20 protein-coding genes, 1 pseudogene and 1 riboswitch are annotated in these 24,964 nt (G+C 39.3%); of the genes and pseudogenes, 8 read left to right on the top strand and 13 right to left on the bottom strand.

Annotated features, from left to right (window positions below):
* Positions 1 to 93: 93 nt before the first annotated feature.
* A riboswitch (SAM riboswitch) is annotated at positions 94 to 191 on the bottom strand.
* A 64-nt stretch (positions 192 to 255) separates the two neighbouring features.
* Positions 256 to 633: a RidA family protein gene (locus tag HCB49_RS02820; protein WP_185604053.1), complete on the bottom strand. Its 378-nt coding sequence runs from the start codon at positions 631 to 633 to the stop codon at positions 256 to 258.
* 78 nt (positions 634 to 711) lie between these two features.
* Here HCB49_RS02820 and HCB49_RS02815 point away from each other — a divergent pair, with 78 nt between their 5' ends.
* Entirely contained in the window at positions 712 to 969 is a 258-nt protein-coding gene (locus HCB49_RS02815; RefSeq protein ID WP_003729458.1) for a DUF1294 domain-containing protein, read from the top strand.
* 13 nt (positions 970 to 982) lie between these two features.
* On the opposite strand, the pseudogene HCB49_RS02810 reads toward HCB49_RS02815, so the two are convergent.
* Together HCB49_RS02810 and HCB49_RS02805 are read right to left on the bottom strand one after the other, a co-directional pair.
* Positions 983 to 1,270, bottom strand: a pseudogene (locus HCB49_RS02810) (Imm8 family immunity protein); the annotation flags it as partial.
* Between the two features lie 207 nt (positions 1,271 to 1,477).
* Positions 1,478 to 4,126: a calcium-transporting ATPase gene (locus tag HCB49_RS02805; RefSeq protein ID WP_185604052.1), complete on the bottom strand. Its 2,649-nt coding sequence runs from the start codon at positions 4,124 to 4,126 to the stop codon at positions 1,478 to 1,480.
* 201 nt (positions 4,127 to 4,327) lie between these two features.
* Here HCB49_RS02805 and HCB49_RS02800 point away from each other — a divergent pair, with 201 nt between their 5' ends.
* Positions 4,328 to 4,798: a MarR family transcriptional regulator gene (locus HCB49_RS02800; protein WP_185604051.1), complete on the top strand. Its 471-nt coding sequence runs from the start codon at positions 4,328 to 4,330 to the stop codon at positions 4,796 to 4,798.
* Between the two features lie 121 nt (positions 4,799 to 4,919).
* Positions 4,920 to 6,140: an MFS transporter gene (locus HCB49_RS02795; protein WP_185604050.1), complete on the top strand. Its 1,221-nt coding sequence runs from the start codon at positions 4,920 to 4,922 to the stop codon at positions 6,138 to 6,140.
* Positions 6,141 to 6,170: 30 nt separating this feature from the next.
* Here HCB49_RS02795 and HCB49_RS02790 read toward each other — a convergent pair whose 3' ends face one another.
* Positions 6,171 to 7,892 (bottom strand): ABC transporter ATP-binding protein, encoded by a 1,722-nt coding sequence (locus HCB49_RS02790; protein ID WP_185604502.1) that lies wholly within the window; start codon positions 7,890 to 7,892, stop codon positions 6,171 to 6,173.
* 88 nt (positions 7,893 to 7,980) lie between these two features.
* Here HCB49_RS02790 and psiE point away from each other — a divergent pair, with 88 nt between their 5' ends.
* Entirely contained in the window at positions 7,981 to 8,394 is a 414-nt protein-coding gene (gene psiE, locus HCB49_RS02785) for a phosphate-starvation-inducible protein PsiE (RefSeq protein ID WP_008947234.1), read from the top strand.
* 35 nt (positions 8,395 to 8,429) lie between these two features.
* On the opposite strand, the gene HCB49_RS02780 is transcribed toward psiE, so the two are convergent.
* The 4 genes from HCB49_RS02780 to HCB49_RS02765 all read right to left on the bottom strand — a co-directional run bounded on the left by HCB49_RS02780 (position 8,430) and on the right by HCB49_RS02765 (position 11,717).
* Positions 8,430 to 9,431 carry a MucBP domain-containing protein gene (locus tag HCB49_RS02780; protein WP_185604049.1) on the bottom strand — a complete coding sequence of 334 codons (1,002 nt, stop codon included), beginning with the start codon at positions 9,429 to 9,431 and terminating at the stop codon, positions 8,430 to 8,432.
* Between the two features lie 22 nt (positions 9,432 to 9,453).
* Positions 9,454 to 10,140 (bottom strand): diguanylate phosphodiesterase, encoded by a 687-nt coding sequence (locus HCB49_RS02775; RefSeq protein WP_375379684.1) that lies wholly within the window; start codon positions 10,138 to 10,140, stop codon positions 9,454 to 9,456.
* A gap of 155 nt (positions 10,141 to 10,295) precedes the next feature.
* Positions 10,296 to 11,246 carry an Rgg/GadR/MutR family transcriptional regulator gene (locus HCB49_RS02770; RefSeq protein ID WP_260479511.1) on the bottom strand — a complete coding sequence of 317 codons (951 nt, stop codon included), beginning with the start codon at positions 11,244 to 11,246 and terminating at the stop codon, positions 10,296 to 10,298.
* Between the two features lie 192 nt (positions 11,247 to 11,438).
* Entirely contained in the window at positions 11,439 to 11,717 is a 279-nt protein-coding gene (locus tag HCB49_RS02765; RefSeq protein ID WP_185604048.1) for a transposase, read from the bottom strand.
* A 665-nt stretch (positions 11,718 to 12,382) separates the two neighbouring features.
* On the opposite strand from HCB49_RS02765, the gene HCB49_RS02760 reads away from it, so the two are divergent.
* Both HCB49_RS02760 and HCB49_RS02755 read left to right on the top strand, forming a co-directional pair.
* Complete coding sequence (locus HCB49_RS02760; protein WP_185480273.1) at positions 12,383 to 13,294, top strand: AEC family transporter; 912 nt, start codon at positions 12,383 to 12,385, stop codon at positions 13,292 to 13,294.
* 114 nt (positions 13,295 to 13,408) lie between these two features.
* Entirely contained in the window at positions 13,409 to 15,370 is a 1,962-nt protein-coding gene (locus HCB49_RS02755; protein ID WP_185604047.1) for a fructose-1,6-bisphosphatase, read from the top strand.
* 248 nt (positions 15,371 to 15,618) lie between these two features.
* On the opposite strand, the gene nifJ is transcribed toward HCB49_RS02755, so the two are convergent.
* The 5 genes from nifJ to HCB49_RS02730 form a co-directional block, all read right to left on the bottom strand.
* Positions 15,619 to 19,269 carry a pyruvate:ferredoxin (flavodoxin) oxidoreductase gene (nifJ, locus tag HCB49_RS02750; RefSeq protein ID WP_185604046.1) on the bottom strand — a complete coding sequence of 1,217 codons (3,651 nt, stop codon included), beginning with the start codon at positions 19,267 to 19,269 and terminating at the stop codon, positions 15,619 to 15,621.
* A 154-nt stretch (positions 19,270 to 19,423) separates the two neighbouring features.
* Positions 19,424 to 21,058, bottom strand: a complete 1,635-nt coding sequence (locus HCB49_RS02745; protein ID WP_185604045.1) for a Na/Pi cotransporter family protein — start codon at positions 21,056 to 21,058, stop codon at positions 19,424 to 19,426.
* A 198-nt stretch (positions 21,059 to 21,256) separates the two neighbouring features.
* Positions 21,257 to 22,537: a hydroxymethylglutaryl-CoA reductase, degradative gene (locus tag HCB49_RS02740; protein ID WP_185604044.1), complete on the bottom strand. Its 1,281-nt coding sequence runs from the start codon at positions 22,535 to 22,537 to the stop codon at positions 21,257 to 21,259.
* A 40-nt stretch (positions 22,538 to 22,577) separates the two neighbouring features.
* Positions 22,578 to 23,546 carry a winged helix DNA-binding domain-containing protein gene (locus HCB49_RS02735; protein WP_185604043.1) on the bottom strand — a complete coding sequence of 323 codons (969 nt, stop codon included), beginning with the start codon at positions 23,544 to 23,546 and terminating at the stop codon, positions 22,578 to 22,580.
* 78 nt (positions 23,547 to 23,624) lie between these two features.
* Positions 23,625 to 24,449, bottom strand: coding sequence for an aldo/keto reductase (locus HCB49_RS02730; protein ID WP_185604042.1), 825 nt, complete (start codon positions 24,447 to 24,449; stop codon positions 23,625 to 23,627).
* Between HCB49_RS02730 and HCB49_RS14495 the strand changes: the two genes are divergently transcribed.
* Both HCB49_RS14495 and HCB49_RS02725 read left to right on the top strand, forming a co-directional pair.
* On the top strand, positions 24,419 to 24,637 hold the full coding sequence (locus HCB49_RS14495; protein ID WP_514130532.1) for a T9SS type A sorting domain-containing protein: 219 nt from the start codon (positions 24,419 to 24,421) through the stop codon (positions 24,635 to 24,637). The two genes, HCB49_RS02730 and HCB49_RS14495, sit on opposite strands and share 31 nt — an antisense overlap.
* Complete coding sequence (locus tag HCB49_RS02725) at positions 24,570 to 24,959, top strand: MerR family transcriptional regulator (protein WP_185604041.1); 390 nt, start codon at positions 24,570 to 24,572, stop codon at positions 24,957 to 24,959. Before HCB49_RS14495 ends, HCB49_RS02725 begins: the two co-directional genes overlap by 68 nt.
* Positions 24,960 to 24,964: the final 5 nt, after the last annotated feature.

Below are 24,964 nucleotides of genomic sequence, written 5' to 3'. Positions count from 1 at the left end.
TTCCTTCGCCTCAATTCGTTTTATTTTTATGTACAAAAAAACTTCCCCTCAAAAGACAGCTTTTAAGGGAAAGTGAATTTACCTGATTCGCGTGCCTTATCTGTCAGTGTTACCTGCTGGATTTGGCACCGTGAAAAATCCGGTTGCCAAGGCTTCACTGGGCCAGAACCCTCCACCTTTCTTGATAAGTTGCTATGTAATTGGTTTTTATTATATCGTTTGCTTCTCATAGTTGTCAAATTTATTTCTGAATATTTATGCTTCTGCGATAACTTCGATTTCAATTTCAGCATCAAGCGGCAATTTCGCTACTTGGAAAGCACTTCTCGCTGGGAAATCACTGGAAAAGAATGTCGCATAAACTTCATTTACAGCCGTAAATTCATTTAAATCTTTGAAGAAAACGGTCGCTTTGATGATTTTTTCTAGTCCAGAGCCAGCTTCTTCTAACACGGCTGCTAGATTTTTGAAAACTTGCTCGGCTTGTTTTGTCGCGCCTTCTGCTAATTCTCCAGTTTCTGGGTTAATACCAAGTTGACCTGATGTAAAAATAAGTCCGTTCACTTTTACAGCTTGTGAGTATGGTCCAAGTGCTTTTGGGGCTGACGATGTTTGAATAATTTCTTTTGCCATTTTATCCCTGCTTTCTTTTATGGTATGCTTTTATTCTAATCAATAAAGTTTGTTTTAGCAACGAAGGGGGATTTCTGGATGATTTTAACGATATATTTAATCGCGATAACGCTTATTTCTTTTCTATTATTCGCTATCGATAAACGGAAAGCAATAAAACACGCTTACCGGATACCTGAATCAGTTCTACTTTTCACCGCGTTTCTCGGTGGGGCATTTGGTAGTTGGATGTCGATGCAGTTGTTTCATCATAAAACACAAAAACCGAAGTTCCGGATTTTAGTGCCGCTTGCGATGGTTTGGACTGTTGGGGTTTTGGTTTGGTGGTTGTATTAATCTCCATTAAATTTTAAGCTTTGTAATTTTCATATTCCCAAAAGAAATAATTTTGCAGCGCTTCACAAGAATCATCCCAGCTCTCTTTTGTACATTTTTCCAAGATGTTTTCTATTTTATTCAAAAGTAAATCATAGTGATAATATTCCAATACGATTGCTTTTCGTTTCCCTTTTGGAAGTTTATACAAAGTTGCTGGCGTTACCACTGGAACATGAAAATAATTTCCTCTTTTCGTGCCATCATTTGTTCCAATAAACAAATCAATAACTAGATAAAGTTCTTTTTCTGGATCATATTCCCAATCTTTAAGCGGGACTTATATTTCTGTTGAATGGATTTCTTGTAATAAAACAAGTTTTGGATTATGTTGTTTTTTCATTTAGCACCTCCGTGTGGATTAAAATTTGTTAATCTAAGAATCTATATTCAGCATATAATAGATATAGCACTCAATGTATTATTAAAAAACAGAAATCCCTCATTTCAAAAAGGGATTTCTGTTTTTTTACGCTTCTTTAAAAAATTTATTCTGAATTACTTTAATAATCTCCATCATCACAACTGCCGCGAGTGCTAACCCTGCTGCGATTGACCATTCATGTAAGCCGAATGTTGCTGGGATTGAGAAGATTTCGCGTGCTCCTGGTAGTACGGTGATTCCGTATAAGACGAAACAAAGTAATACCGCACCGATTACGTATTTGTTGCTGAAGAATCCTGCGCCAAATGCGGTTTGGACGTTCGAGCGAGCTGCAAATGTTTGTAATGTACGCGCTAGGATAAGTGTAGTGAATGCCATTGCGACACTCATCTCTGGTGAAATTTGCATTCCGATGTATTGTGAGATGATAACGGCGATACCGATTAAGACACCGCGGCTAATAACGGCGCGCATCGTTCCACCGGCAAAAATACCTTCGTTAATATCTCTTGGTTTGCGTTTCATTACATCAGGTTCTGCTTTTTCCATGCCTAGTGCAATTGCCGGTAAGGAGTCATTGACTAAGTTAATAAATAGTAATTGTAGTGCTGTGAATGGGTTAATCCAGTCCAGTACTAGCGCAAATAAAATCGCGATAATTGCGCCTAAATTTCCTGCAAACAGGTAAGAAATTGATTTTTTAATATTATCAAAAACAGTTCTACCTACCCCAACTGCGTCCACAATTGATACGAAATTGTCATCGGTTAAAATCATTGCGGCGGAGTCTTTAGCAACATCCGTTCCGCTTCCCATTGCCACACCAATATCGGCTTGTTTTAGGGCAGGCGCATCATTGACACCATCACCAGTCATTGCGGTGATTTTGCCTTTTTTCTGCCAAGCTTTGACGATTCTGATTTTATTTTCTGGAGATACACGGGCGTATACAGCGATATGCTCAAGTTTTTTGTCGAGTTCTTCTTCTGGCATTGCGTCGAGTTCTTGACCAGTTAACGCGATATCGTCGGCATCCATTAAACCAATATCACGACCGATTGCTTGCGCCGTAGTTTTATGGTCTCCGGTAATCATCACCGTGCGAATGCCGGCTTTTTTCGACTCTTCAATAGATGCATAAACGGCTTCACGTGGCGGATCAATCATTGCAGTTAAGCCAACTAGAACGATATCTTGCTCGTCTTCTAGTTTTAATTCGGTTGTATCAGCCGGCATCCGTTTGTAGCCGTAAGCTAGGACACGAAGCGCTTGATTGGAAAATTCTTCGTTAGTTTCTTTTAGTTTCGTTAAAATTTCTTCTGTCATTGGTTTTTCTTCGCCGTCAAGGAACACATAGCTACAGCGCGCGAACATCACATCTGGGCCGCCTTTTGTTAGCATGGCTTTATTGTCATTGAAAGTGTGTAGCGTTGACATTAATTTACGATCTGAATCAAAGGGAATTTCGCCTTCACGGATGAATTTTTCGCGAATTTCATTGTAATCTTGATTATTTTTATTACTAAAGGCAATAAGTGCTACTTCGGTTGGGTCGCCTAGTTCTTTGCCTTCGCTATTAATATTCGAGTCGTTACAAAGTACCGCAATATGAATCAAACGGCGCTCCCCTTCTGACCATTTTTCTGGACTATCTGGGAAGTTTTCTTTCGTTCCATCTGGTAAATAGTAATCAACCACAGTCATTTTGTTTTGCGTTAATGTACCAGTTTTGTCTGTACAAATAACGCTTGTGGAGCCTAGCGTTTCAACTGCTGGAAGCTTCCGAATAATCGCGTGTTGCTTCGCCATTTTGTTCGTTCCAACTGCGAGTACAATCGTTACAATAGAAGAAAGTGCTTCCGGAATTGCTGCTACCGCTACTGCTACGGCAAACATAAAGGCATTTAAAATCGCCGTTGCCATATCCGCTGAATTATCGCCAAGTAACACACGACCAGCTTCGACAGCAAAAATAAGTACACAGAGTGCTAAAATGCCAATGCCTAACTTTTTACTAAATGATTCTAGTTTTCGTTGTAATGGTGTTTGTTTCGCTTCTGCTGTTTCCAGTAAACCAGCGATTTTTCCGATTTCTGTTTCGCTCGCAGTGCCTGTTACAACAAACATCCCGCGACCATAAACAACAAGGGAACCACTGAAAACCATATTGACGCGGTCGCCAAGTCCTACTTCATCAGGAATGGTATCGATATATTTTTCAACCGCCTCGGATTCCCCAGTGAGCATACCTTCATCGATTTTCAAGGAACCACTTTCGAATAAACGCCCGTCTGCTGGGACAAAATCCCCTGCATCTAAAATAACGACATCACCTGGGACAAGTTCTCGCGCATGAATACTTTGCTTCGAACCATCACGAATAACTTTGGCGACTGGCGCAGACATTTCTCGTAACGCATCGAGCGAACTTTCCGCTTTCCGCGTTTGAACCACGCTAATTATCGAGTTCACAATAAGTACTAAAAAGATAATAAGCGATTCAACTACTTCGCCTAAAACCAACTGCACCAAGGCAGCGATGACTAAAACAATAACCATTGGATCTTTAAATGTTTCAAGGAAAAGCTTCCAAAGTGGATCTTTCTTTTTATTCTTCAGTTCGTTAAAACCGTATTTTTCTTGTCGTTTTGTTACCTCACTAGTTGTTAAGCCTTTTTCTGTCGCTTCTAGTTGTGTAAATGTATCTGCCGCGCTTTTGCGGTAAATCTCCAATCATGTCAGCCCCTTCCAATCAATTTATGTGTTAAGTATAACAAATCTTTACGTGGAAATAATATTGATAACACTGGAAATTTACACACTCTTAACAAACAGCGCTTTCAAGGTGTGATTTGCGCCAACCCATTAAATAGTTGAACCGGACACAAAAAACCGCTATACTACTAGCAGATAGGTAGATTAGGAGGACATGGCATGGATAAAAATGAACAAGTCATGGCAAGTGTCAGAGATTTATTTAATAAGCTCGCGTGGATTAACAAAGTGAAAATGGAAAAAGCGCTGGAAGGATATAAACCCTCCGAAGTCCACTGCATCGAATACATTGCCAAAAATGAAGACCCTAATGTGACGAAACTAGCGGAAGCTTTTTATATGACTAAAAGTGCCATTAGTAAAATTACGAAAAAACTGATGGATAAAGGCTATATCGAAAGTTATCAAAAGCCGGAAAATAAAAAAGAAATCTATTTTCGCTTAACTACTAAGGGTGACGAAATTAATCAAGTGCATGATAGTTTACACCAAGAATTTCTTGATCGGGATAAAGTTGTTTTTGAAGATGTGTCGGATGAACAATATGCGGAAGTTTTAAAATTTGTTGATAAATATAGTCGGCATTTAGATGTTGAAATGAAGAAAGTTTTAGATGCCAAATCTGAATAAAATTAGCAACAGCCTTACTTTTTCAAGTAGGGCTATTTTTTATTGTTGACAAGGAAACAAAAACGAGTTAAGCTATTTATGTTTCCTGGGACACCAATTAACTATTCGATAGGAGAATTACATGTTTCAATCTAAATCTACACAACCTTTAATCAATAAGAAAACCTTATTTTTCGGGCTTATATCTGTTTTCCTTTGCGGGATGGGCTTTAGTATTATTATGCCTGTTGTCCCTTTTCTAGTCGCGCCTTATGTGAGTAATGCCAGTGAGCAGGCGCTGATGGTGACGCTACTTACGTCCGTTTATGCGCTTTGTGTGTTCTTTGCGGCGCCTGGGCTTGGCGCTTTGAGTGACCGGTTTGGCAGACGTCCGGTTTTACTAATTTGTTTTATTGGCTCTGCAATTGGTTACTTTGTTTTCGGGCTTGGTGGGGCGCTGTGGATACTCTTTCTTGGTCGGGTGATTGAAGGGATTACTGGCGGTAGTATTAGCACACTGTTCGCCTTCTTTGCTGATATTACGCCGCAAGAACAACGGACGAAATACTTTGGTTGGGTTAGTGCGGCGGCTGGTGCAGGTGCTGCGCTTGGTCCGGCTTTTGGTGGTTTGCTCGCTCATTATGGTTATGCTGTGCCATTTTTCTTTGGGGCAGCGATCACTCTGCTCAACTTTATGTTTGGTTATTTTTACATGCCTGAAAGTTTACAAGAAGAACATCGGTTAAAACGCATTCCGCTGATACGGCTCAATCCTTTTTCTCAGTTGCTTCAAATCCTAACGATAAAAAATTTAAGTCGTTTGCTGATTGCGGCGTTCTTGATTTGGGTGCCAAATGGTTCACTGCAAGCTGTCATGACCCAATTTACGATTGATAGTTTTAGTTGGAAGCCGGCTTTAATTGGAATGATGTTTTCGATTATGGGGATTCAAGATATTCTTTCGCAAGCATTGGTTATGCCAAAACTGCTGCTCAAGTTAACGGATAAACAAATTGCTATTCTGGGGATGATTGCTGAAATTATTGGCTATGCGTTAATTGCAGCTTCCTCGATTTTCACGCTTGCACCACTGCTCGTTATTGGAATGTTCGTTTTCGGATTCGGCGACTCGATTTTTGGTCCTGCTTTCAATGGAATGGTCTCAAAATCGGCTAGTGCAAGTGAACAAGGTCGGATTCAAGGTGGTAGTCAAGCCATTCAATCATTGGCGCGCATTATCGGACCGATTATCGGTGGACAAATTTATATCACACTCGGTCATGCTGCCCCGGCCGCAATGGGCGTCATCTTAATAACCGTAGCGATTTTCGTTCTCTATCAAAGAACTCGCCCGGCAATATAAAAAGGGATTCCAATGCGGAACCCCTTTTCATTAAATTGTATTAAATTGGGCATCATATAATCGTTTGTATGCACCATTTTCTCGCGCTAAAAGTTCATCATGTGTACCAGTTTCTGCAATGCCGGTTTCGTTGACCACGATAATTCGGTCGGCGTGCTTAATTGTCGCAAGTCGGTGCGCGATAATTAAAGTCGTTCTGCCTTCTGCTAACTCTTCTAGCGAGGCTTGAATCACTTGCTCGGTTTCGGTATCAAGCGCCGAGGTTGCTTCATCTAAAATTAAAATGGGTGGATTCTTCAAAAACATCCGCGCAATCGCTAACCGTTGTTTTTGCCCGCCGGAAAGTTTTACACCGCGCTCACCAATGATTGTATCAAGGCCATCTGGCATTTCTTCTACTACTTTGGAAAGATGCGCGAGTTTCACGACATGCTCAATTTCTTCCTCGCTAGCATCTAATTTTCCGTACGCGGTATTTTCGCGAACTGTACCAGAAAACAAGAAAACATCTTGCTGCACGACGCCGATTTGTGCGCGCAAGGATGGTAAAGTGAATCGTTTTATATTTTCGCCATCAATCGTAATCTCGCCATCTGACACTTCATAAAAACGTGGCAATAAGTTACAAATCGTCGTTTTCCCAGCGCCACTCGGTCCGACAAATGCAACCGTTTCGCCGGCTTTAATAGAAAGGTTGATATGATTTAGCACATTTTTCCCATCGCTATATTCAAAAGATACTTGGTTGTAATGGATATCGCCGCGGAACTCCCCAGCTGGTTTGGCATCTTTTTCGTCCTGGATGGCAGGTTCTGTATCCATCACTTCTAGGAATCGCTTAAATCCTGCGAAACCTTTTGGATAGCTTTCGATTACATTGTTAATTTTCTCGATTGGTCGGATGAACACGTTCGTCAGCAAGATAAATCCGACAAACTCCCCGTATGATATTTCGCCATTAATCGTAAAATAAGCCCCAAATAAAAGTGCAAATAAACTAATCAATCGCATCAGAAAATAGTTAAACGAAAAACTCAAGCCCATCACTTTGTAGAACATTAATTTTGATTGACGGTACGCTTGGTTGAGTACTCTAAAGCGCCCTTTTTCATGCGGTTCGTTAGCAAATGCTTGCACGACGCGCACCCCGCTAATGGCATTTTCGACTCCAGCATTAAAATTCCCTAAATCTTTAAAAATCCCGGTCGTTACTTTCGTCATTCGTTTGTTGAAGTACACAATTAATACGGTCAAAATTGGCACTAAGATAAACGTCGAAATCGCTAATTTAACATTGATATTTAACATGAGGAAAAACGCGCCGAAAAGCGACATTATCGAAATAAAAATATCTTCCGGACCGTGATGCGCCACCTCACCAATTTCAAATAAATCGGTTGTCATTCGCGACATCAGTTTCCCTGTTTTCTGATTGTCGTAAAAGCCAAATGGTTGTTTTTGCAAATGGCTAAATAAATCTCTGCGCATATCTGTTTCTATGTTAAGACCAAGCATATGGCCAAAATAAGTGACAATGTACTGCATAAAAGTATTAAGTATGTAAAAGAATAATAGGGCGAGAGCTGCAGTAATAATCAGCCCAAAATCTTTTCCTGGAAGTAACGTATCTATCACGTGATTCACAGCGACTGGAAAAGCCAGCTCCAAAATAGCAGCTAAAACGGCGCAACCAAAATCTATGATGAAAAGCATCCGATACGGTTTATAATAACTAAAAAATCGTTTTAAAATAACAATCCCCCCTTAAAAATAGTCATGTTTCTCATTATAGTGTAAAATGACTAAAAAAGCGATATCGTTTTTGGAAAGGAGGCAACTGATGAAACGATTAGAAAAAATTTCTTCTATTGTTCCCATCGTGCTACGAATCACCTTAAATCTGGCGCTAATTATGGTCGGCTTTACCCTTGTTGCTTTTTTAATTAGAGAGGCATTTACGATTTTCAATAATATTTTCTTTTTAGACACGGACGTTTCTTACTATTATATGACACAAGATATTTTGACGTTTTTCCTTTACTTTGAATTTATTGCGCTTATTGTTAAGTATTTCGAATCTCATTTCCATTTCCCGCTGCGCTACTTTATTTATATTGGTATCACAGCGATTATTCGATTTATTATTGTCGATCACTCTAGCGCAACTTCCACGCTAATACTTTCGGGGGCGATTTTACTACTTGTCGCCGCACTGTTCTTAGCGAATACGAAGATGCTCAAGCGAGAAGGATAAAAAAAGCAATCCGGTTTTCCCGGATTGCTTTTTGCTTATTCTTTACGACGGCGTTTTTGGGTTTGTTGCACGAGTAAATAAATTCCACAAGAAATGATAATAATACCAAGACAAGTGATTAATAAATCTATCGAACTATCACCAGTTTTTGGCAAAATTGCTTTGACTGGCTGTTTTTCTGCTTTAACTTTAGTTGCTTTCATCGTTGCTTGTGTGGTTGGTTCTTTTGGCAAATTTGGTTTTTCTGTAATTTCTACTTTGGGCGTTTCTAGTTGAGGCTCTGCTGGGGTGGTTGGCTCTGGCGGACTTTCTAAACTTGGTGTTTGTTCAGGTGCATTTTTCTGATAAATAATATTGATAGTTTGCACGCTTTCTGTGAATACACCAAGAATTTCTGGATCATATTTTAGTAGCGTATAACCTTTGATTTTTTTCATTGGCACTTGGTAGGTATCGTTGAAAAGCCCACTCAAATATAACGATGGCGAGATTTTCACGTTATTTTCATCGACATAATTGACTGTTACTTGATTCGGTTTTCCAAAATCTGGAATAGTAGAAACGTTCTTTTTATAACGAAAAATAATCTGCGAACTATCTGCGCTAACATCTTTTCGTACAAATGTATAATCAGGGATAGTTTCAAGTACTGCGGCATCGCTATCTGCTACTTCCACAGTAGGCAATAAATCTTTCCCAGTTTCATCCACGTAGCTCACTTTAATCGCTCTTTCATAAATATAATGCACTTCAATACCCGAGTCGGTAATTCTACCTGTTGCATTACTAGGTGTCTCTTTTAATTTGTAACCAGGAATATTTTTTTCGACCGATACATAATAGTAATCTGTTAACGTTTCTGATGGTGCGATTTCTGTTCCTGCTTCGTCCAGATATTTTACAAGCACCGTAAAACCATTTGGATTTAATGCGGCATCTGCATGCGCATGGATTGGTGAAAAGGCTCCACTGCCCAAACTCACGGTAACGATTATAGCTAAAATACGTATAATTAATTTTTTACAACTTACCAACACGGAAAATTCCTCCTATTTTCTTCTACATTTCACAGCGTATATTTACATCTTCTGGAAAATCAGTTGACACATCATCAACAATGACCACAAAATGGACACACCGAAGTGTAGCCCATCTTTTCCAGAACGATAGAAAAAATGTTAATTCTGTATGGTTTTCAAGTAGTTTTGACTCTTTTTTCAAACTGTATTTTAATTCATCGATGTAAGGTGTGAAAATAAGTGTTTGTTCCATAGCACCAGTTTCAATATGCTTGGAAATAAAATAATGCCATTTTTTCAACATTTTCAATCGCCCTTTGAGAAAAGCATCACTGTCATCTATAGAAAAATGCGCTCTTTCACCAGCACTTATTCGGCTGTCCCCTACTAACTCAATCGTCATTCGTTTGCTAAATGCTTTTAAGTTTTCTAGTAAGAGCATGGTTTCTCGAAAGTATAATTGTTGAAAAGATATCTTCATAATAAAATGTTGCTCGGGGTGCTCTTTCATTACTTTACGAATTTCACGTTCATACCACTTGATAAAATTCCCATACTCTGTTTGATTTTTTATGCATAACATATAAGAAGTGAGTTCTTCTACTAAGTTTTTAGTGGGAATTATTTCTTTTTTGATTAATTGGCCACTTCTAGGATCATATTGATCTTGAAGCACTAGCTGGTATTGCTGAGTCAAAATGCCATTCACTCCTTTCATTACACTCATGTGAAAATTAGTACATTCCACATATTACAACATTCGAGCCGTAAAAATCATTCGGTCCTATATATAAGACCAAAAAAATAAAACTTCTTAAAAAGTAATATTTTTTAAGAAGTTTTTATGATGGATAATATAAAATTTCATCTAAAATCGCTAATTCAATCTGTTGTTGTTTTTGCGTTGTGCCGATCAGACTGGAGATTTCGTGATTGAGTTCTAATACGTTTTTGAATCTGTTCTTTCTCTAAAAACTGCGTGAATAATGTCTGATAAAGTAGCGCAAGTGATTCATAACCAAGCGTATCAAGAATTTCTATCGCACCTTTAGACTTATTGTAGCCGAGTTCAACCTGCTCACTTTTCATCCAAATCAAGCCTTGATAGTAGTTGTGCATAATTCGGTAAAAAGCACAGTCATGCGAAGCCGATAGCTCGTATAATATTTCTAATAATTGCGTGGCATAATCCAATTGATTTCGGGCAATTAATTCTTCTGTAATATTCGTTAAAAGGGTCGAAAATACTTTTTTGCCGCGATCATAATGTTTGTATTTTTCAATAGATTTCAAGACTAATTGGAAAAAGTAAATTTGTACATCTTCATCAAAATAATCGACCGAGTTCGCAAAAATACGAATTTCTTCTAATGTCCACGATTGGACTTTCCACAAATAGGTCTGAATAACTTCTTTGTCTTCTTTAGAAACGATACTCACATCAAATTTATTATTTAAAAGGAATTGTCCATGGACTTTGATTCTTGAGTGGACGATAGCTTCCCTTAGATTCGCTCTTTCGCCTTTTTGCTGCAATACTTCGTTGTATAATGCTTGTAACTCCTTCAAACTGTTTTGATTCGCCGCATGAGCAAATTTGTACCAAAAATCATCTTCTTCTGCCAGTGAGTAGCCTCTATTCATAAAGAAAAATTCATCCGAGCTGAGCATCACCCGTTTCAAAATTTCTTCAAATAATACTAATGTAATATCATGTTTGCCTTTTTCAAAACCTATTGCGTAGGACTTCGAAATAATTCCGGTATAGACTTCTTTTTGCGTTAAGCCTTTAGAAAGCCGTACTTCTCGAATTAATTCCCCGTAAGCAACCATGTTCATCCTCCTCCACACAAAATTCCAGTTCAGAAAATATAGGTTGAAATTCTTGGAAGAAGCGATTATTGCTATTCTGGCATATTTACTTTAGTAGTTTAACGCTTCTACTTCTAAAATAAAACTTACAAAAATGTCACATTGTCAATAAAAAAAGACTACTCATTTTTATTTGAGTAGTCTTTTTTGCTATTAACTGGCATTAAAATCAGAATTGAAAAGCTTGATTGCTTTTGTAAGTGCTACTACTTCTGCTTCTAATTTCGCTTTTTGTTTTTTAAGTTCGTACATTTGTAAGATATTGGCAGCTTCATTTAAATCTACATTTGTTACATCGTATCCTTTAATCCATCTAGAAAGGGAGGCGATTGAAACGCCAAAGTCATCACATAATGTTTGTTTAGATGTTCCTTTATAATGTAAATAAACGAGGCTAATTTTAAATTTTTCGGTGTATTTTTTAGTAGGCATAACAGTTCCTCTCCTGTGTGTATTTCATCTAAAGTAAAGTTTTCAGATAACTGTTTGTATTTAGTTGTTTTTACTGAAATCAATGAAGTTTTTTTGTGGGAATCATTACTGTTTTTATATAAGGGAATTTTGCTTCTAATACTTCAGTTACAGTAATGTTTATTGTCTAACATAATAATTATAATTCACATTTCTCCATTTCTAATACTAAAAAAAGACCTTTTTATCTTTTTTTATGGCTAAATCATGACTTTTCCGTGTCTATTCCGTGACATAGACGAAACTTCAAGCTATTTTAGCTACTTTATTAGCACTTTTCGGGCTAAAATACCTTTTTCCACTAGCTAAAACGCCGCCTTTTCATCCGCTTCTATCCTATCTTCCATATTTTTATAGCTAACAAAAAAGCCTGTAAATAAAGCGTTTTCGTGAGTTTTCAGTTTGATTTCCCAGCAAAAAGAAGACTAATAATAGTACTTTCTAGTCCGTTTAGTCTAATTTAAATATATAAATCGCAAAAATTCTTTATTGAGCGCTTTTAGTATCATATGAGATGAATATTCCGGAAATATAGGTTGTCAGGCACCTTCCCAAGTGTTTTAGTGAATAGCTTTTTTTCTTTTATGGTACAATTAGCTACAATATACATAGAAAAGAGGGCTGCTATGGAGTTTCTACTTATTTTATTACCCGTTTTTGGAATTTTTGCAATTGGATTTATTGGGCAGAAAACGTTAAAATTTGATATTCCGAATTTATCTAAACTCACGCTTTATTTAATGTCACCGTTTCTTGCATTTAATACATTTTATACGAATCCGCTCTCGATGGATTATGTTTATTTGGCGATTTACATCTTTGCGCTTTGCTTGAGTCTGATTTTGCTTGTCAGTTTGATTAGTTTTTTGCTTGGCTACAACTTGCAAGATCGTTGCGCGCTCATTTTGGCTAGTGCGTTTATGAATAATGGGAATTACGGAACGCCTGTTGTGCTGCTTGTTTTTGGGGCTGTTGGGCTTGATATCGCGGTTGTTTTGATGGTCTTACAACAACTGGCAATGAGTACAATTGGGATTTACTTTGCTGCCAAAGGAAGTAAAGATGCTAACGGAATGAAAACAGTAATGAAACGTGTTGTTCGGATGCCGATCGCTTATGGGGCTTTGCTTGGGCTCGCGCTTCAACTACTACATGTTTCGCTTCCTTCTGCCTTAATGACTTGTGTGAAACTTGTCGGTGATGCTGCAATTCCAACGATTATGATTGTACTTGGGATGCAGCTGGCGGTAATTTCCTTTAGACGGATTGAACTTTCGAAAGTCGGGATTGCCTTGGTGCTAAAATTGCTAATTGCGCCAATTATCGCTTTCGGTTTAACGCTCATTCTTCCTGTCGATGAAATGACCAAACAAATCATGATTTTGCTAGCGGCAATGCCAACTGCAGCCAACACTACTTTGATGGCGGTTCAATTTGATACAAAACCTGATTTGGTTTCTAGTGCCACTTTTATTAGTACAGTATTAAGCATTATTACATTGCCTATTGTGCTCTATTTTCTACATCCAGTTTTCTAAGGCGGGCTTCGGCTCGTCTTTTTTGTATAGACCAATTATAAAACAAAACGTTTGCCATGCTAACTTTTAAGAAATATAATAACTATACCAATTGAAAAAGGAGGAAATAGTCCGGTGAAAACTACTGATATGAAATATTTACAATTGTTAGCAAAAGAATATCCTACCATCGCGAATACTGCTACAGAAATTATTAACCTCGAAGCAATTATGAATCTGCCAAAAGGAACTGAACATTTTTTAAGTGATGTCCACGGAGAATATAGCGCCTTTGAACAAGTGTTGCGTAATGGTTCTGGTGTTGTGAAGCGGAAAATTCGTGATATTTTTGGTGCGGAGTTAAACGATGCAGAGATTAATTCACTTAGTACGTTGATTTACTATCCTGAGGAAAAAATGGATTTAATTGCTAGCGAGACGGAAGATTTACACGTTTGGTATCGGACAACCCTTTTTCGTTTGATTGAGCTGTGCCAGTACGTTGGCTCTAAATATACCCGTTCCAAAGTGAGAAAAGCGATGCCAGAAGATTTTGCCTACATATTAGAAGAATTACTGCATGAAAATTACAACGAAGATGATAAAAAGCTTTACTATGAAGAAATTTTACATCATATTATTTCGCTTGGTCGTGCGGAGGAATTTATTAGTGCCCTCTCTCGGCTTATTCAACAATTGGTTGTCGATCACTTGCATATTGTTGGGGATGTTTACGACCGTGGCCCTTACCCGGATAAAATTATGGATACGTTGATGAATTACCATTCGCTCGATTTCCAGTGGGGCAACCATGATATTTTATGGATGGGTGCGGCTAGTGGCTCCCGTGTTTGTGCTGCTAACGTTATTCGCATTTCCGCTCGCTATTTGAATTTAGATATTTTAGAAGATAGTTATGGCATCTCACTTCGTCCACTCGCCCTTTTTGCCGATGAAGTGTATAAAGATGATTCTTGTACCTACTTCCAACCAAAAAATGAAGACAACATCGACTATAGCAACGCGGAAATCACTCAAATTGCGCGGATGCATAAAGCTATTTCGATCATCCAGTTTAAATTAGAAGGTGAAATCATTCATCGCCGCAAAGAATTTAATATGAGTCATCGCCTACTGCTTGATTTTATCGACTATCAACATGGCACTATTCATTTAAAAGGCAAAGATTACAAGCTACTAGATACGCATTTCCCAACGATTGATTCAGAAAATCCATACAAACTTACTAGCGCGGAAAAAGAGCTGATTGAAAAAATCACCGCTGCTTTTAAAAATTGTCGCAGACTGCAAAAACACGTGCAATTTTTATATTCGAAAGGTAGCATGTTTTTAACGTATAATGGCAACTTGCTGTATCATGGCTGCATTCCGCTACATGAGGATGGGGCTTTTATGGAAATGAAACTACGTGGAGAGAATTTTTCTGGTCGGGAACTTTTGGAGCAATTTGAAATACTAACCCGTGAAGCTTACGTCCGCCCTCCCGGAACGAAAGAAAAGAAATATGCTTGTGATATCATTTGGTATTTATGGACTGGCGCTATTTCTTCGTTATTTGGGAAAAGTGAAATGACGACTTTTGAACGTTACTTTGTTGCAGAAAAGGAAACGCATACCGAGGAAAAAAATCCTTACTATAAATTGCGGAATGATGAGCTGATTTGCAAGCAGATTTTGGAAGAATTTGGCCTTGATGGTGAATGCGGGCATATTATCAATGGGCATACCCCTGTCAAAGAAGGCAAAGGAGAAAGTCCGATTAAAGCTAATGGAAAAATGCTCGTAATTGATGGTGGATTTGCAAAAGCTTATCATAAAGAAACGAGTTTGGCTGGTTATACGCTGTTGTTTAATAGTTATGGGTTGCAATTAGTAAGCCACCAGCCGTTTACTACGAAAGAGGATGCGATTAAAAATGAAACGGATATTCTTTCGACCCGCCAAGTCATCGAAATGGAAATCAATCGCAAACGCGTTAGGGACACGGACATTGGAGCAAAACTGACTGAGCAAGCTCGGGATTTAAAATTGCTACTGGAAGCTTATCGCAATGGTTTGCTTCATGAAAATCGATAATTATAGTGTTTGGAATTGTCATAAAACTTTCACAAGTGTCGAATAGGTTGGGCTGCAACAACTAACACGCAATTACATCTTGAGGCCTTAATTTAGCTAGTGCATCTTCCCCGAAAAAAAGTTATATTTAAATAGTAGTTATTTCTTAATAACATTCATAAGAGAATATCTATTCATTCCCACATCGCTTCTGATTCCCACAGATCAAAAGCAAAAAAAGAAGGTCCAGAGTTGTCTGGACCTTCTTTTTATTTACCTTGTTCGCGCGCTAATCTTCTAGCTTCCCGCGCAGCCTTTCTCGCTGCTCGTTCATCATCAACTGGCGCTTTTGCCACTTCTTCTGTGACTTCTTTTTTCTTTAATATTTTTTCTAAATCAAGCCCTGCCATTGTAGCATAGCGTTTAAAGCGTTTTTCAGCATCTAAACGGGTTTTCTCGGATAGTTTTGATGCTACTTCCGGATTTGCTTTATACAGCGCAGAATAACGTGTTTCGCGTTTAAGGAAATCTTCAAATTGATCGAAATCGACTTTTTTATAATCCATCGTCATTGGATTTTTCCCTTTTTCTTCTAGTGCTGGATTGTAACGATACAAGCTCCAGTAGCCGCATTCTACTGCTTTTTGCGTTTCACTAAGCATCGTTTTCATACCGCTTGAAATTCCGTGATTAATACATGGTGTATAAGCGATAATTAAGGATGGTCCCGGATACGCTTCCGCTTCTTCAATCGCTTTTAAGGTTTGGCGTTTATTTGCCCCCATCGCAATTTGGGCTACATAGATATTTCCATAACTCATCGCCATAATACCAAGATCTTTTTTGCCGACTGATTTTCCGCCTGAAGCAAATTTGGCAATCGCTGCGGTTGGTGTGGCTTTCGATGACTGTCCGCCTGTGTTTGAATAAACTTCATTATCCATTACAAAAATATTTACGTCTTCGCCTGATGCTAAAACGTGGTCAATTCCACCGAAGCCGATGTCATACGCCCAGCCATCGCCACCAAGCATCCACTGCGAACGTTTAATAAATAATTCGCGGTCATTATAAATCGATTCGAGCGCTGGCTTGCCTTCCATTTCACTAAGAAGTGCAAGTTGTAAAGCTTCTGCCCGTTCGCGCGTATCTTCTGAAACATCCATTTTGGTTTGCCAATCGACCAAAGTTTCTCGTAAAGTCTCTGAGATGGATTCTTCCGCAAGGACTTGTGTCACTTTATTGTTTAAAGCTTTGCGCATCGTTTGGTTCGCTAAATACATACCATAACCATATTCTGCGTTGTCTTCTAAAAGCGAATTGCCCCAAGCTGGGCCATGTCCTTTGTCATTAACAGTATATGGCGTTGCTGGTGCGGATGCGCCCCAAATCGAGGAACAGCCAGTCGCATTGGCAATCATCATTCGGTCGCCGAACATTTGCGTTAATAATTTAACATAAGGCGTTTCACCACAACCCGCACAAGCTCCAGAGAACTCAAGTAATGGTTGCTCAAATTGGCTGCCTGGAACAGTATTTTTCTTCCCAGGATTTTTCTTCGGTTTGACATTAATTGCAAACGACCAATTCGGATTTTCTTTGGCAGCAACTTCTTCAAAAGGTTTCATTACGAGCGCTTTTTCTTTCGCTGGGCACGTTTCCGCACATAAGTTACAACCAGTACAGTCCATTGGGGAAACTTGGATACGGTAACGAAGACCATCTTTTCCGCGCATTTCACGTGTCATAAAGCCTTCTGGAGCAGATTCCATTTCTTCCTCATCCGTTAAAATAGGGCGAATCGCTGCATGGGGACAAACAAAGGCACATTCATTACACATCGTACAGTTTTCCGAAATCCATTCAGGAACTTCGAGTGCAATCCCGCGTTTTTCGTAAGCCGCTGTCCCTGGAGGATACGCGCCACTGACCATTCCGTTAGATATTAAATCGCCAACGGTCAAATTATCGCCTTCTAAACGGTTCACAGGTTCGAGAATATTTTGGATGTAAGCTGGTTTTTCGGCGGTTGCTTTTGTTTCAGCTGTGACAACTGGATTCGCCCAGCTCTCAGGAACATCCACTTTATGCAAATTAGCCACTGTTTGGTCCATCGCGAGAATATTTTTCTCCGCAACTGCCATATCTTTTTTCCCATAAGTTGCGATAGCCGATTCTTTCAAGTCAGCCAGTGCTTTTTCAAACGGTAAAATGTCGGTCACTTGGAAAAAGGCGGTTTGCATGACGGTATTAATTCTTCTACCAAGTCCTGCTTCCCCAGCAATTCTCATCGCATTTAATGTGTAAAATTGGATATTATTTTTTGCAATATATTCACGCATTGCAGCTGGTAAATGACGTTCTAACTGCTCGCCTTCCCAAATGGTATTAAGCAAGAATGTTCCACCCGGTTTTAAACCTTTTAATAAATCATACGAACGTAAGTAGGCCGAGGTGGAGCAGGAAACAAAATCTGCTTGTTGGATTAGGTAAGCGGAGCGAATCCGTTTTTCTCCAAAGCGTAAATGCGAAACGGTTAACCCACCTGATTTTTTCGAGTCATAGGAAAAGTAACCCTGTGCGTATAAATCGGTGTTATCACCAATAATTTTAATCGCGGCTTTATTCGCGCCAACTGTTCCGTCCGAGCCGAAGCCCCAGAATTTACATTGGAATGTTTTTTCAGAAGTGAGGTCACTTGGTCCATCATTTTCGATAGATAGATTCGTAATATCATCTGTAATCCCAATCGTAAAGCGCGGTTTTGGTTTTTCAGTCATTAGGTGCGAATAAACACCGAGAATCTGGTCTGGTGTAACATCTTTTGAACCTAAGCCATATCTACCGCCAATCACTAGTGGACGCGTTTCACTATCATACAACACACTTTGCACATCGAGTAAAAGTGGTTCGCCGCCTGATCCGGGTTCTTTCGTCCGGTCTAAAACAGCGACACGTTCTACTGTTTTTGGTAATTTCGCTAAAAAGTTTTCGGCTGGGAAAGGACGATATAAGCGAATATTTAGCAAACCGACTTTTTTGCCTTGCGCCGTTAAGTAATCAATGACTTGCTCGATAACTGGTGTTACAGAACCCATTGCCACAATGACATCTGTCGCGTCTTCTGCACCGTAATAATTTACTAAGTCATAATCTGTACCACGAAGCTGATTAATTTCTTGCATGTAGTTTTGTACGATGCCGGGAATTTCCTCGTAATAGCGGTTCACGGTTTCTCTTTGTTGGAAAAAGATGTCCGGGTTTTGGTTTGAACCTAATGTTTTAGGATTGTTCGGCGTCATTGCGCGATTTCTGAATTGTTGCAACGCCTCTTTGTCGAGTAAATTTTCTAATTCGTCATATTCAAGTACTTCGATTTTTTGTAATTCGTGGCTTGTCCGGAAGCCATCAAAAAAGTTTAAAAATGGCAAACTTCCTTTTAGTGAGGATAAGTGAGCAACGGCGGATAGGTCCATTACTTCTTGAACAGAACCTTCTGCTAACATCGCAAATCCTGTTTGGCGCGCTGCCATGACATCACTATGATCGCCAAAAATATTCAGTGATGCAGCCGAAATCGTTCTTGCGGAAACGTGGAAAACAGTCGGTAATAGTTCGCCGGCAATTTTGTACATATTCGGAATCATTAAAAGTAAACCTTGGCTCGCTGTATATGTGCTAGTTAGCGCGCCTGCTTGAAGTGAGCCATGAACTGTTCCTGCTGCGCCTGCTTCGGACTGCATTTCTACTACTTTTACAGGTTCATTGAATAAATTTTTCTTGTTTTTTGATGACCATTCGTCCACGAGTTCAGCCATGGTGGAGGAAGGGGTAATCGGATAGATAGCTGCAACTTCTGTAAATGCATAAGAAATATAAGCTGCGGCCGTGTTTCCATCCATTGTTTTTCTATTTCGCATAAGACTTAACACTTCCAGTCATTCTAGTTTTATAATCATTCCTATTTTACACCACTATTCGCTTATACTCAATGCTTCACAAGGACTAGTAAAAGTGTAGATTTTTAACAAAAAAAGAAACTAGCTGGAAAATTAAGCTAGTTTCTTATTACTTTTATTCGTTTAATTCTAAAACAGACTCTGCAATGTTGTTCGCGTGGTCGCCGATTCGTTCTAAATCACTAACGATATCGATGTATAAAATCCCGCTAACTACTTGGCATTTGCCTTCATTTAAGCGGCGGATATGACTTTTACGTAATCTGCGTTCTGCTTTGTCGATATCTTTTTCAACTAAAATTGTTTCTTCCGCAAGTGAGCGATCTTTTTTATGCATTGCTTTTACTGCACGTTCAAAATTCGCTGTAGTCAGTTCAAACATTTCGATTAGTTGTTCGGATGCTTCATCAGACATTTTCGCTTTATTTTTAATCAGTTGATCAATGTTTTCGACGATGTTTTCCATATGATCACCAACGCGTTCAATATCACGAACGGTATCAAGCATTAGCGCGTGTTCTTCTGTTTCATTATTAGTTAAAGCTACAGAAGAAATTTTCGTTAAATACTCGGTGATTTTACGGTCTAAATTGTTCACGGCTTCTTCTACTTGAATAGTGGATTCTGCGTGTTTCGATTCTCGGTTAACCAAATATTGTCTCGCTTCTTGTAAACCAAATTTTGCGTAATCAGCCATACGAAGAGTTTCTTCGCGAGCCATTTCAAGTGCAATACCTGGTGATTGATCGATTAAGTTTGTATCTAAATGTTTTGTTTTATAATCAATTCGTGAGTCGTCGCCTGGAATAAGTTTTGTTACAAGCCAAGCAAACGCACCGATAAACCAGAATTGGATAAAGGTATTAGTTACGTTAAACGTTCCGTGTGCTACGGCAATCGTCATTTCTGGATTCAAGCCAAACAGTCCTTGTAAGTAGGCAACGAGTGACGTAAATAGTGGTAGTATTAGCATGAAAATGACGGCCCCGACTAAGTTAAATATTACGTGTGTCGCTGCTGCACGTTTCGCTGCAACACTCGCACCAATTGCTGCAAGAACAGCTGTAATCGTTGTACCAATGTTGTCCCCGAATAGTACCGGTAAGGCCGCTTGAAGATCAATCGCACCTTGGCCATATAGCTCTTGTAAAATCCCGATGGTCGCACTAGAAGACTGCACAACCGCCGTGAAGATCGTTCCGATTAACAAACCTAAAAACGGATTCGTACTCATTTGAGCAGTTAATTCGTGGAAAGATTCCATGCCTGCAAGAGGTTTCATCCCTTGCCCCATCAAATCTAAACCATAAAATAATGCACCAAAACCAAAGAATACTTGGCCGATATTTTTCACTTTATGATTTTTAAAGAAGAATAAAAGTACTGCACCAACAGCAATAATTGGTAAAGAATACTCGGATAGCTTAATACCAATAATAAAGGCGGTTACGGTCGTTCCGATGTTCGCCCCCATGATAACACCAATTGCCTGTTTTAACGTCATAAATCCGGCACTTACTAATCCGACCGTCAAAACAGTCGTACCAGAGCTACTTTGAATTAATACGGTAACTAAAATCCCGGCAAGTACACCCATAAAAGGATTCGTTGTGTACTTATCTAAAATATCGCGGAGTCTGTCGCCGGCTGCCATTTGCAGTCCGTCTCCCATGTATTTTATACCGAAAAGAAAAATTCCAAGTCCTCCGATAAATTGAAAAATCATCTGCTGAATATTTATGTCTCCCATGAAAATCTCCTTTTTGTTTGTAATCTTGTAATTTCACTCTTTTTTCATCATAAAAGAAAGTAAAAGCAACGTAAATAACTTTTTTTTATTTTGTAAAGGGAAATTCAAGTAAATCTCTGAAAGTTGTTGATACTAAAGGTTTTATCACGTTCCGAATGTATTGTTAAGTTTTTGTAAAGATGGGCTTAACAAACCACTTTATTTTTCACCGCGTAATTTTGCGATAAATTCTTTTGCAGCTACGACATTTAATTGCTTGCTTTCTTGCAAAAATGTGGCTACTTTTTCGATTTCATCGGCTTTCGCACCAGCTGTCATGGCTAGTGATTTTGCCTGTAGTGACATGTGACCACGTTGAATCCCTTCTGTTACTAATGCTTTTAAAGCAGCGAGATTTTGCGTTAAACCAACGGCACATACTAACATCGCTAATTCTTTCGCTGATTCGACGCGGGCAATTTTTTTCGAAAGGGTTGCGATAGGATGGATACCGATAGAACCTCCTACAAAGGCGACTGGCATCGGTAAAGTCAATTCGCCAACTAAGTACCCTTCCGCATCTTTTGACCATTTAGTCATCGGTTTATAGCTTCCTGTGCGGGCGGCGTATGCATGACTTGCTGCTTCAACTGCACGCCAATCGTTTCCAAATGCCATAATTACCGCATCAATACCATTCATAATGCCTTTATTGTGCGTTGCTGCTCGGTAAATGTCGGCATCGGCAAATTCATACGCAGCAATGATTCGGTCACGCACCCATTCGCCGCTCTGAGTTTTGGTTGCTAAGCTTTCTGGTTTTATGCGACACATCGCGGTTGCGGTCGCTTCATCTACTAGATTGGACAAAATGCGCATATTAGCTTTTCCGGAAGTTAGTTTTTCTAATTCTGGTGCTAACGTTTCAACCATAGTATTGACCATATTGGCACCCATTGCTTCTTGCGTATCCACGAGTAAATGAACAATAAATAACGTTTCGTCGTTGGCTGTTTGCGCTGTTCTAACTTGGAGATCAACCGCACCGCCACCACGCTTTTGTAATGACGGATGGGCTTGGTTTGCGATAGCGATTAGTTCTGCTTGATTCGCAATGACGCTATCTTTAGCTGATTGGATATTAGGAACAGAAATCAACTCAATTTGTCCAATCATTTTGCGCTTCGTTGCACTGCCTGTAATCCCGCCATTTTGTGCAATGAGTTTGGCTCCGGAGCTTTGTGCGGCAACAACAGATGGTTCCTCCATCGCCATTGGAACAACGTAGGATTTGCCGTTTAAAAGCATATTCATCCCTAAACCAAGCGGCAGCGAATAAATACCAATTGTGTTTTCAATCATATGATTCGCTTTATCAAAAGAAAGTGCCCCTGTAGAAGCTAAAAATGCTTGTTCTTCCTCATTTAAATCAGCATATTCAGCCAAAATTGCGTGGCGTTCTGCTACTGTTTTTTTGTAAAATTTATCAAAAGCATTCATTGCTTTATCACCTCAAATTAAAATTTATCCACCTAATTGACTATAGCATATTTCGAAACTGGATGTAACGGTCCCAGTAATCTCCTTCTAATTCGGCCCGTTTTTTTGGTTTCTCCCATTTCCCGACCACTTCGCCATCTGTAATAATCGCCGGTCTGAAAATCCCATTTTTCGTAATAATTTCATCGTGCCAGATTTCTGGTAATACGACTGAACGATCACGATAGCCGATAATCCATTCGTCAAAACCAGCGAGTGGAATAGTAGCTGGTTTTTCGCTATTTTCAACCAATGTTGTTATGTAATAATCACCCATTTTAGGCTTATCCGCTAATCCTATTTTAGCATCCGTCACATTTAAACCCGACCAAAAGCAAAAATCTTTTAATGTCGCCGGGGCATGGCTTTGGATATAACGTTTCGCGAGCTCTTTAATCGCGTCCTCCCGCGTAAAATGATGCGTATCCGCTGGAATATGTTTCGTATTTCTAAAAGTTTCATCCGGACCTGAACAAATGACTTTCCGCGAGCTTAAATAAACTAGCAGCTGTGCAAAAGGGATTCCCTCGCTTGGTAAATCCATTGTCGCTAAATGTGCCGCCAGCTCTTTTCTAGTAACTGCTTGTCTCGCAACAAATGCCGCAACAACTTCAGTAGCCTTCTCAAGCGCCTCTTCCGTTAAACCTAACTTCGCCCGATACGGTTTACATATTTTATCTATCGTAGGCGCAATTAAATCCATCATCCAGTGATAATCTTTAGCTGAAAAAAGATGAATGGTTCCGCGCAAAAGCCACGTTCGGATAATTTCACCATTATCAATTGCCTCTTTCACAGCTAGCTCACTAGGCGCCGTCATTCTACTTCCAACAGCCCAAAGCGATTGACCATAATTTTGCGATTGCATGGCACCAAAATGAGAGACAATTTTTTCCGGGGAATCGCACCACGAGGATGCTACTAATTTTTGATTAATAAAGCGGTTTTCAATTATTGTTTTTGCGTCCATCTGTTAACCTCTTTTTTTAGTTTATTGTAGCATAAAAATCCCCTCCAGTTCGATAAGCTGGAAGGGATTTTTTTCATATTAGAAATTAAAGTTGTCTGGATCTGGGCCAGTTCTTTCGTCTTTATTTAATCCGCTGATTTTTGCCACTTCTTCTTCGGTTAATTTGAAGTCGAAAATATCGGCATTTTGGATAATACGTTCTTGGTGGACTGATTTTGGAATAGTCACGACACCGATTTGTAAGTCCCAGCGAAGAATAACTTGCGCAACTGATTTACCGTGCGCATCAGCAATAGCTTTGATTTCTGGGTTAGAAAGCAATTTGCCATTACCTAGTGGAGACCAAGCTTCTACAACGATATTGTTGTCAGCACAGAATTTGCGTAATGGTTCTTGTGTTAATTGCGGATGTAATTCGATTTGGTTTACCATTGGAGCAATTTCCGCGTCTTCCATTAATTCTTTTAGGTGATGTTCGTGGAAGTTACATACGCCGATTGCGCGAACGCGTTTGTCTTTATATAATTTTTCAAAAGCGCGCCAAGTATCTTTGAATTTACCTTTAACTGGCCAGTGAATTAAATATAAGTCCACATAATCAAGTTCTAATTTACGCAAACTTTCATCAAATGCTGCCAAAGTAGATTCGTAACCTTGCTCTGCATTCCACAGTTTTGTTGTTACGAATAAGTCTTCTCTCGCAATGCCAGACTCTTTGATTGCTTGACCAACGCCTTCTTCATTTTTGTAAGCAGCTGCTGTATCAATGCTAATGTATCCCGCTTCGATCGCCCATTTAACAGAATTTACTGCTTCATCGCCGTCTTGCACTTTCCATACGCCAAATCCTAAACGGGGCATTTCTACACCATTTGCAAGTTTTACTGTATCTTTTAAGTTCAATTTATCCGCCTCCTAAAAGTAATAACACGTTTACTATACACCTTAGAGTATACTCAAAGGCAAACATTTGGCTTTTCGATTTTCGAGGTGCTATGATTAAGAAAAAACGAGGTGATTTTAGTGCAACAAACAATCAAAGAAGCTTCCGCGCACACAGGTTTAAGCGCCCATACAATTCGCTACTATGAACGTGAAGGTTTGATTCCTTTTCTCGCGCGTGATAAAAATAATAACCGGATTTTCGATAACGATGCTTTGCACTGGCTGGAATTACTTACATGTTTGCGCGTCACTGGTATGCCACTTGCGAAACAAAAAGAAATTGTCGAACTAACTAAATGCGGCGATGAGACTGTCTCTGAACGCATTGCTGTACTCAAAGAACATCAAGCCGATATGTATCGCCGACAAGCGGAACTTGACCGCGCGTTTAAGAAAATTGAGAAAAAATTAGCTTGTTATGAAGAATTAGAACAAGAAGTAATTAAAAGTGTGGACCAGCTTAGCTAACCGAT

The organism is Listeria cossartiae subsp. cayugensis, assembly GCF_014229095.1.
Lineage (GTDB): Bacteria > Bacillota > Bacilli > Lactobacillales > Listeriaceae > Listeria > Listeria cayugensis.
This window is presented reverse-complemented; position numbering and strand designations above follow the sequence as displayed.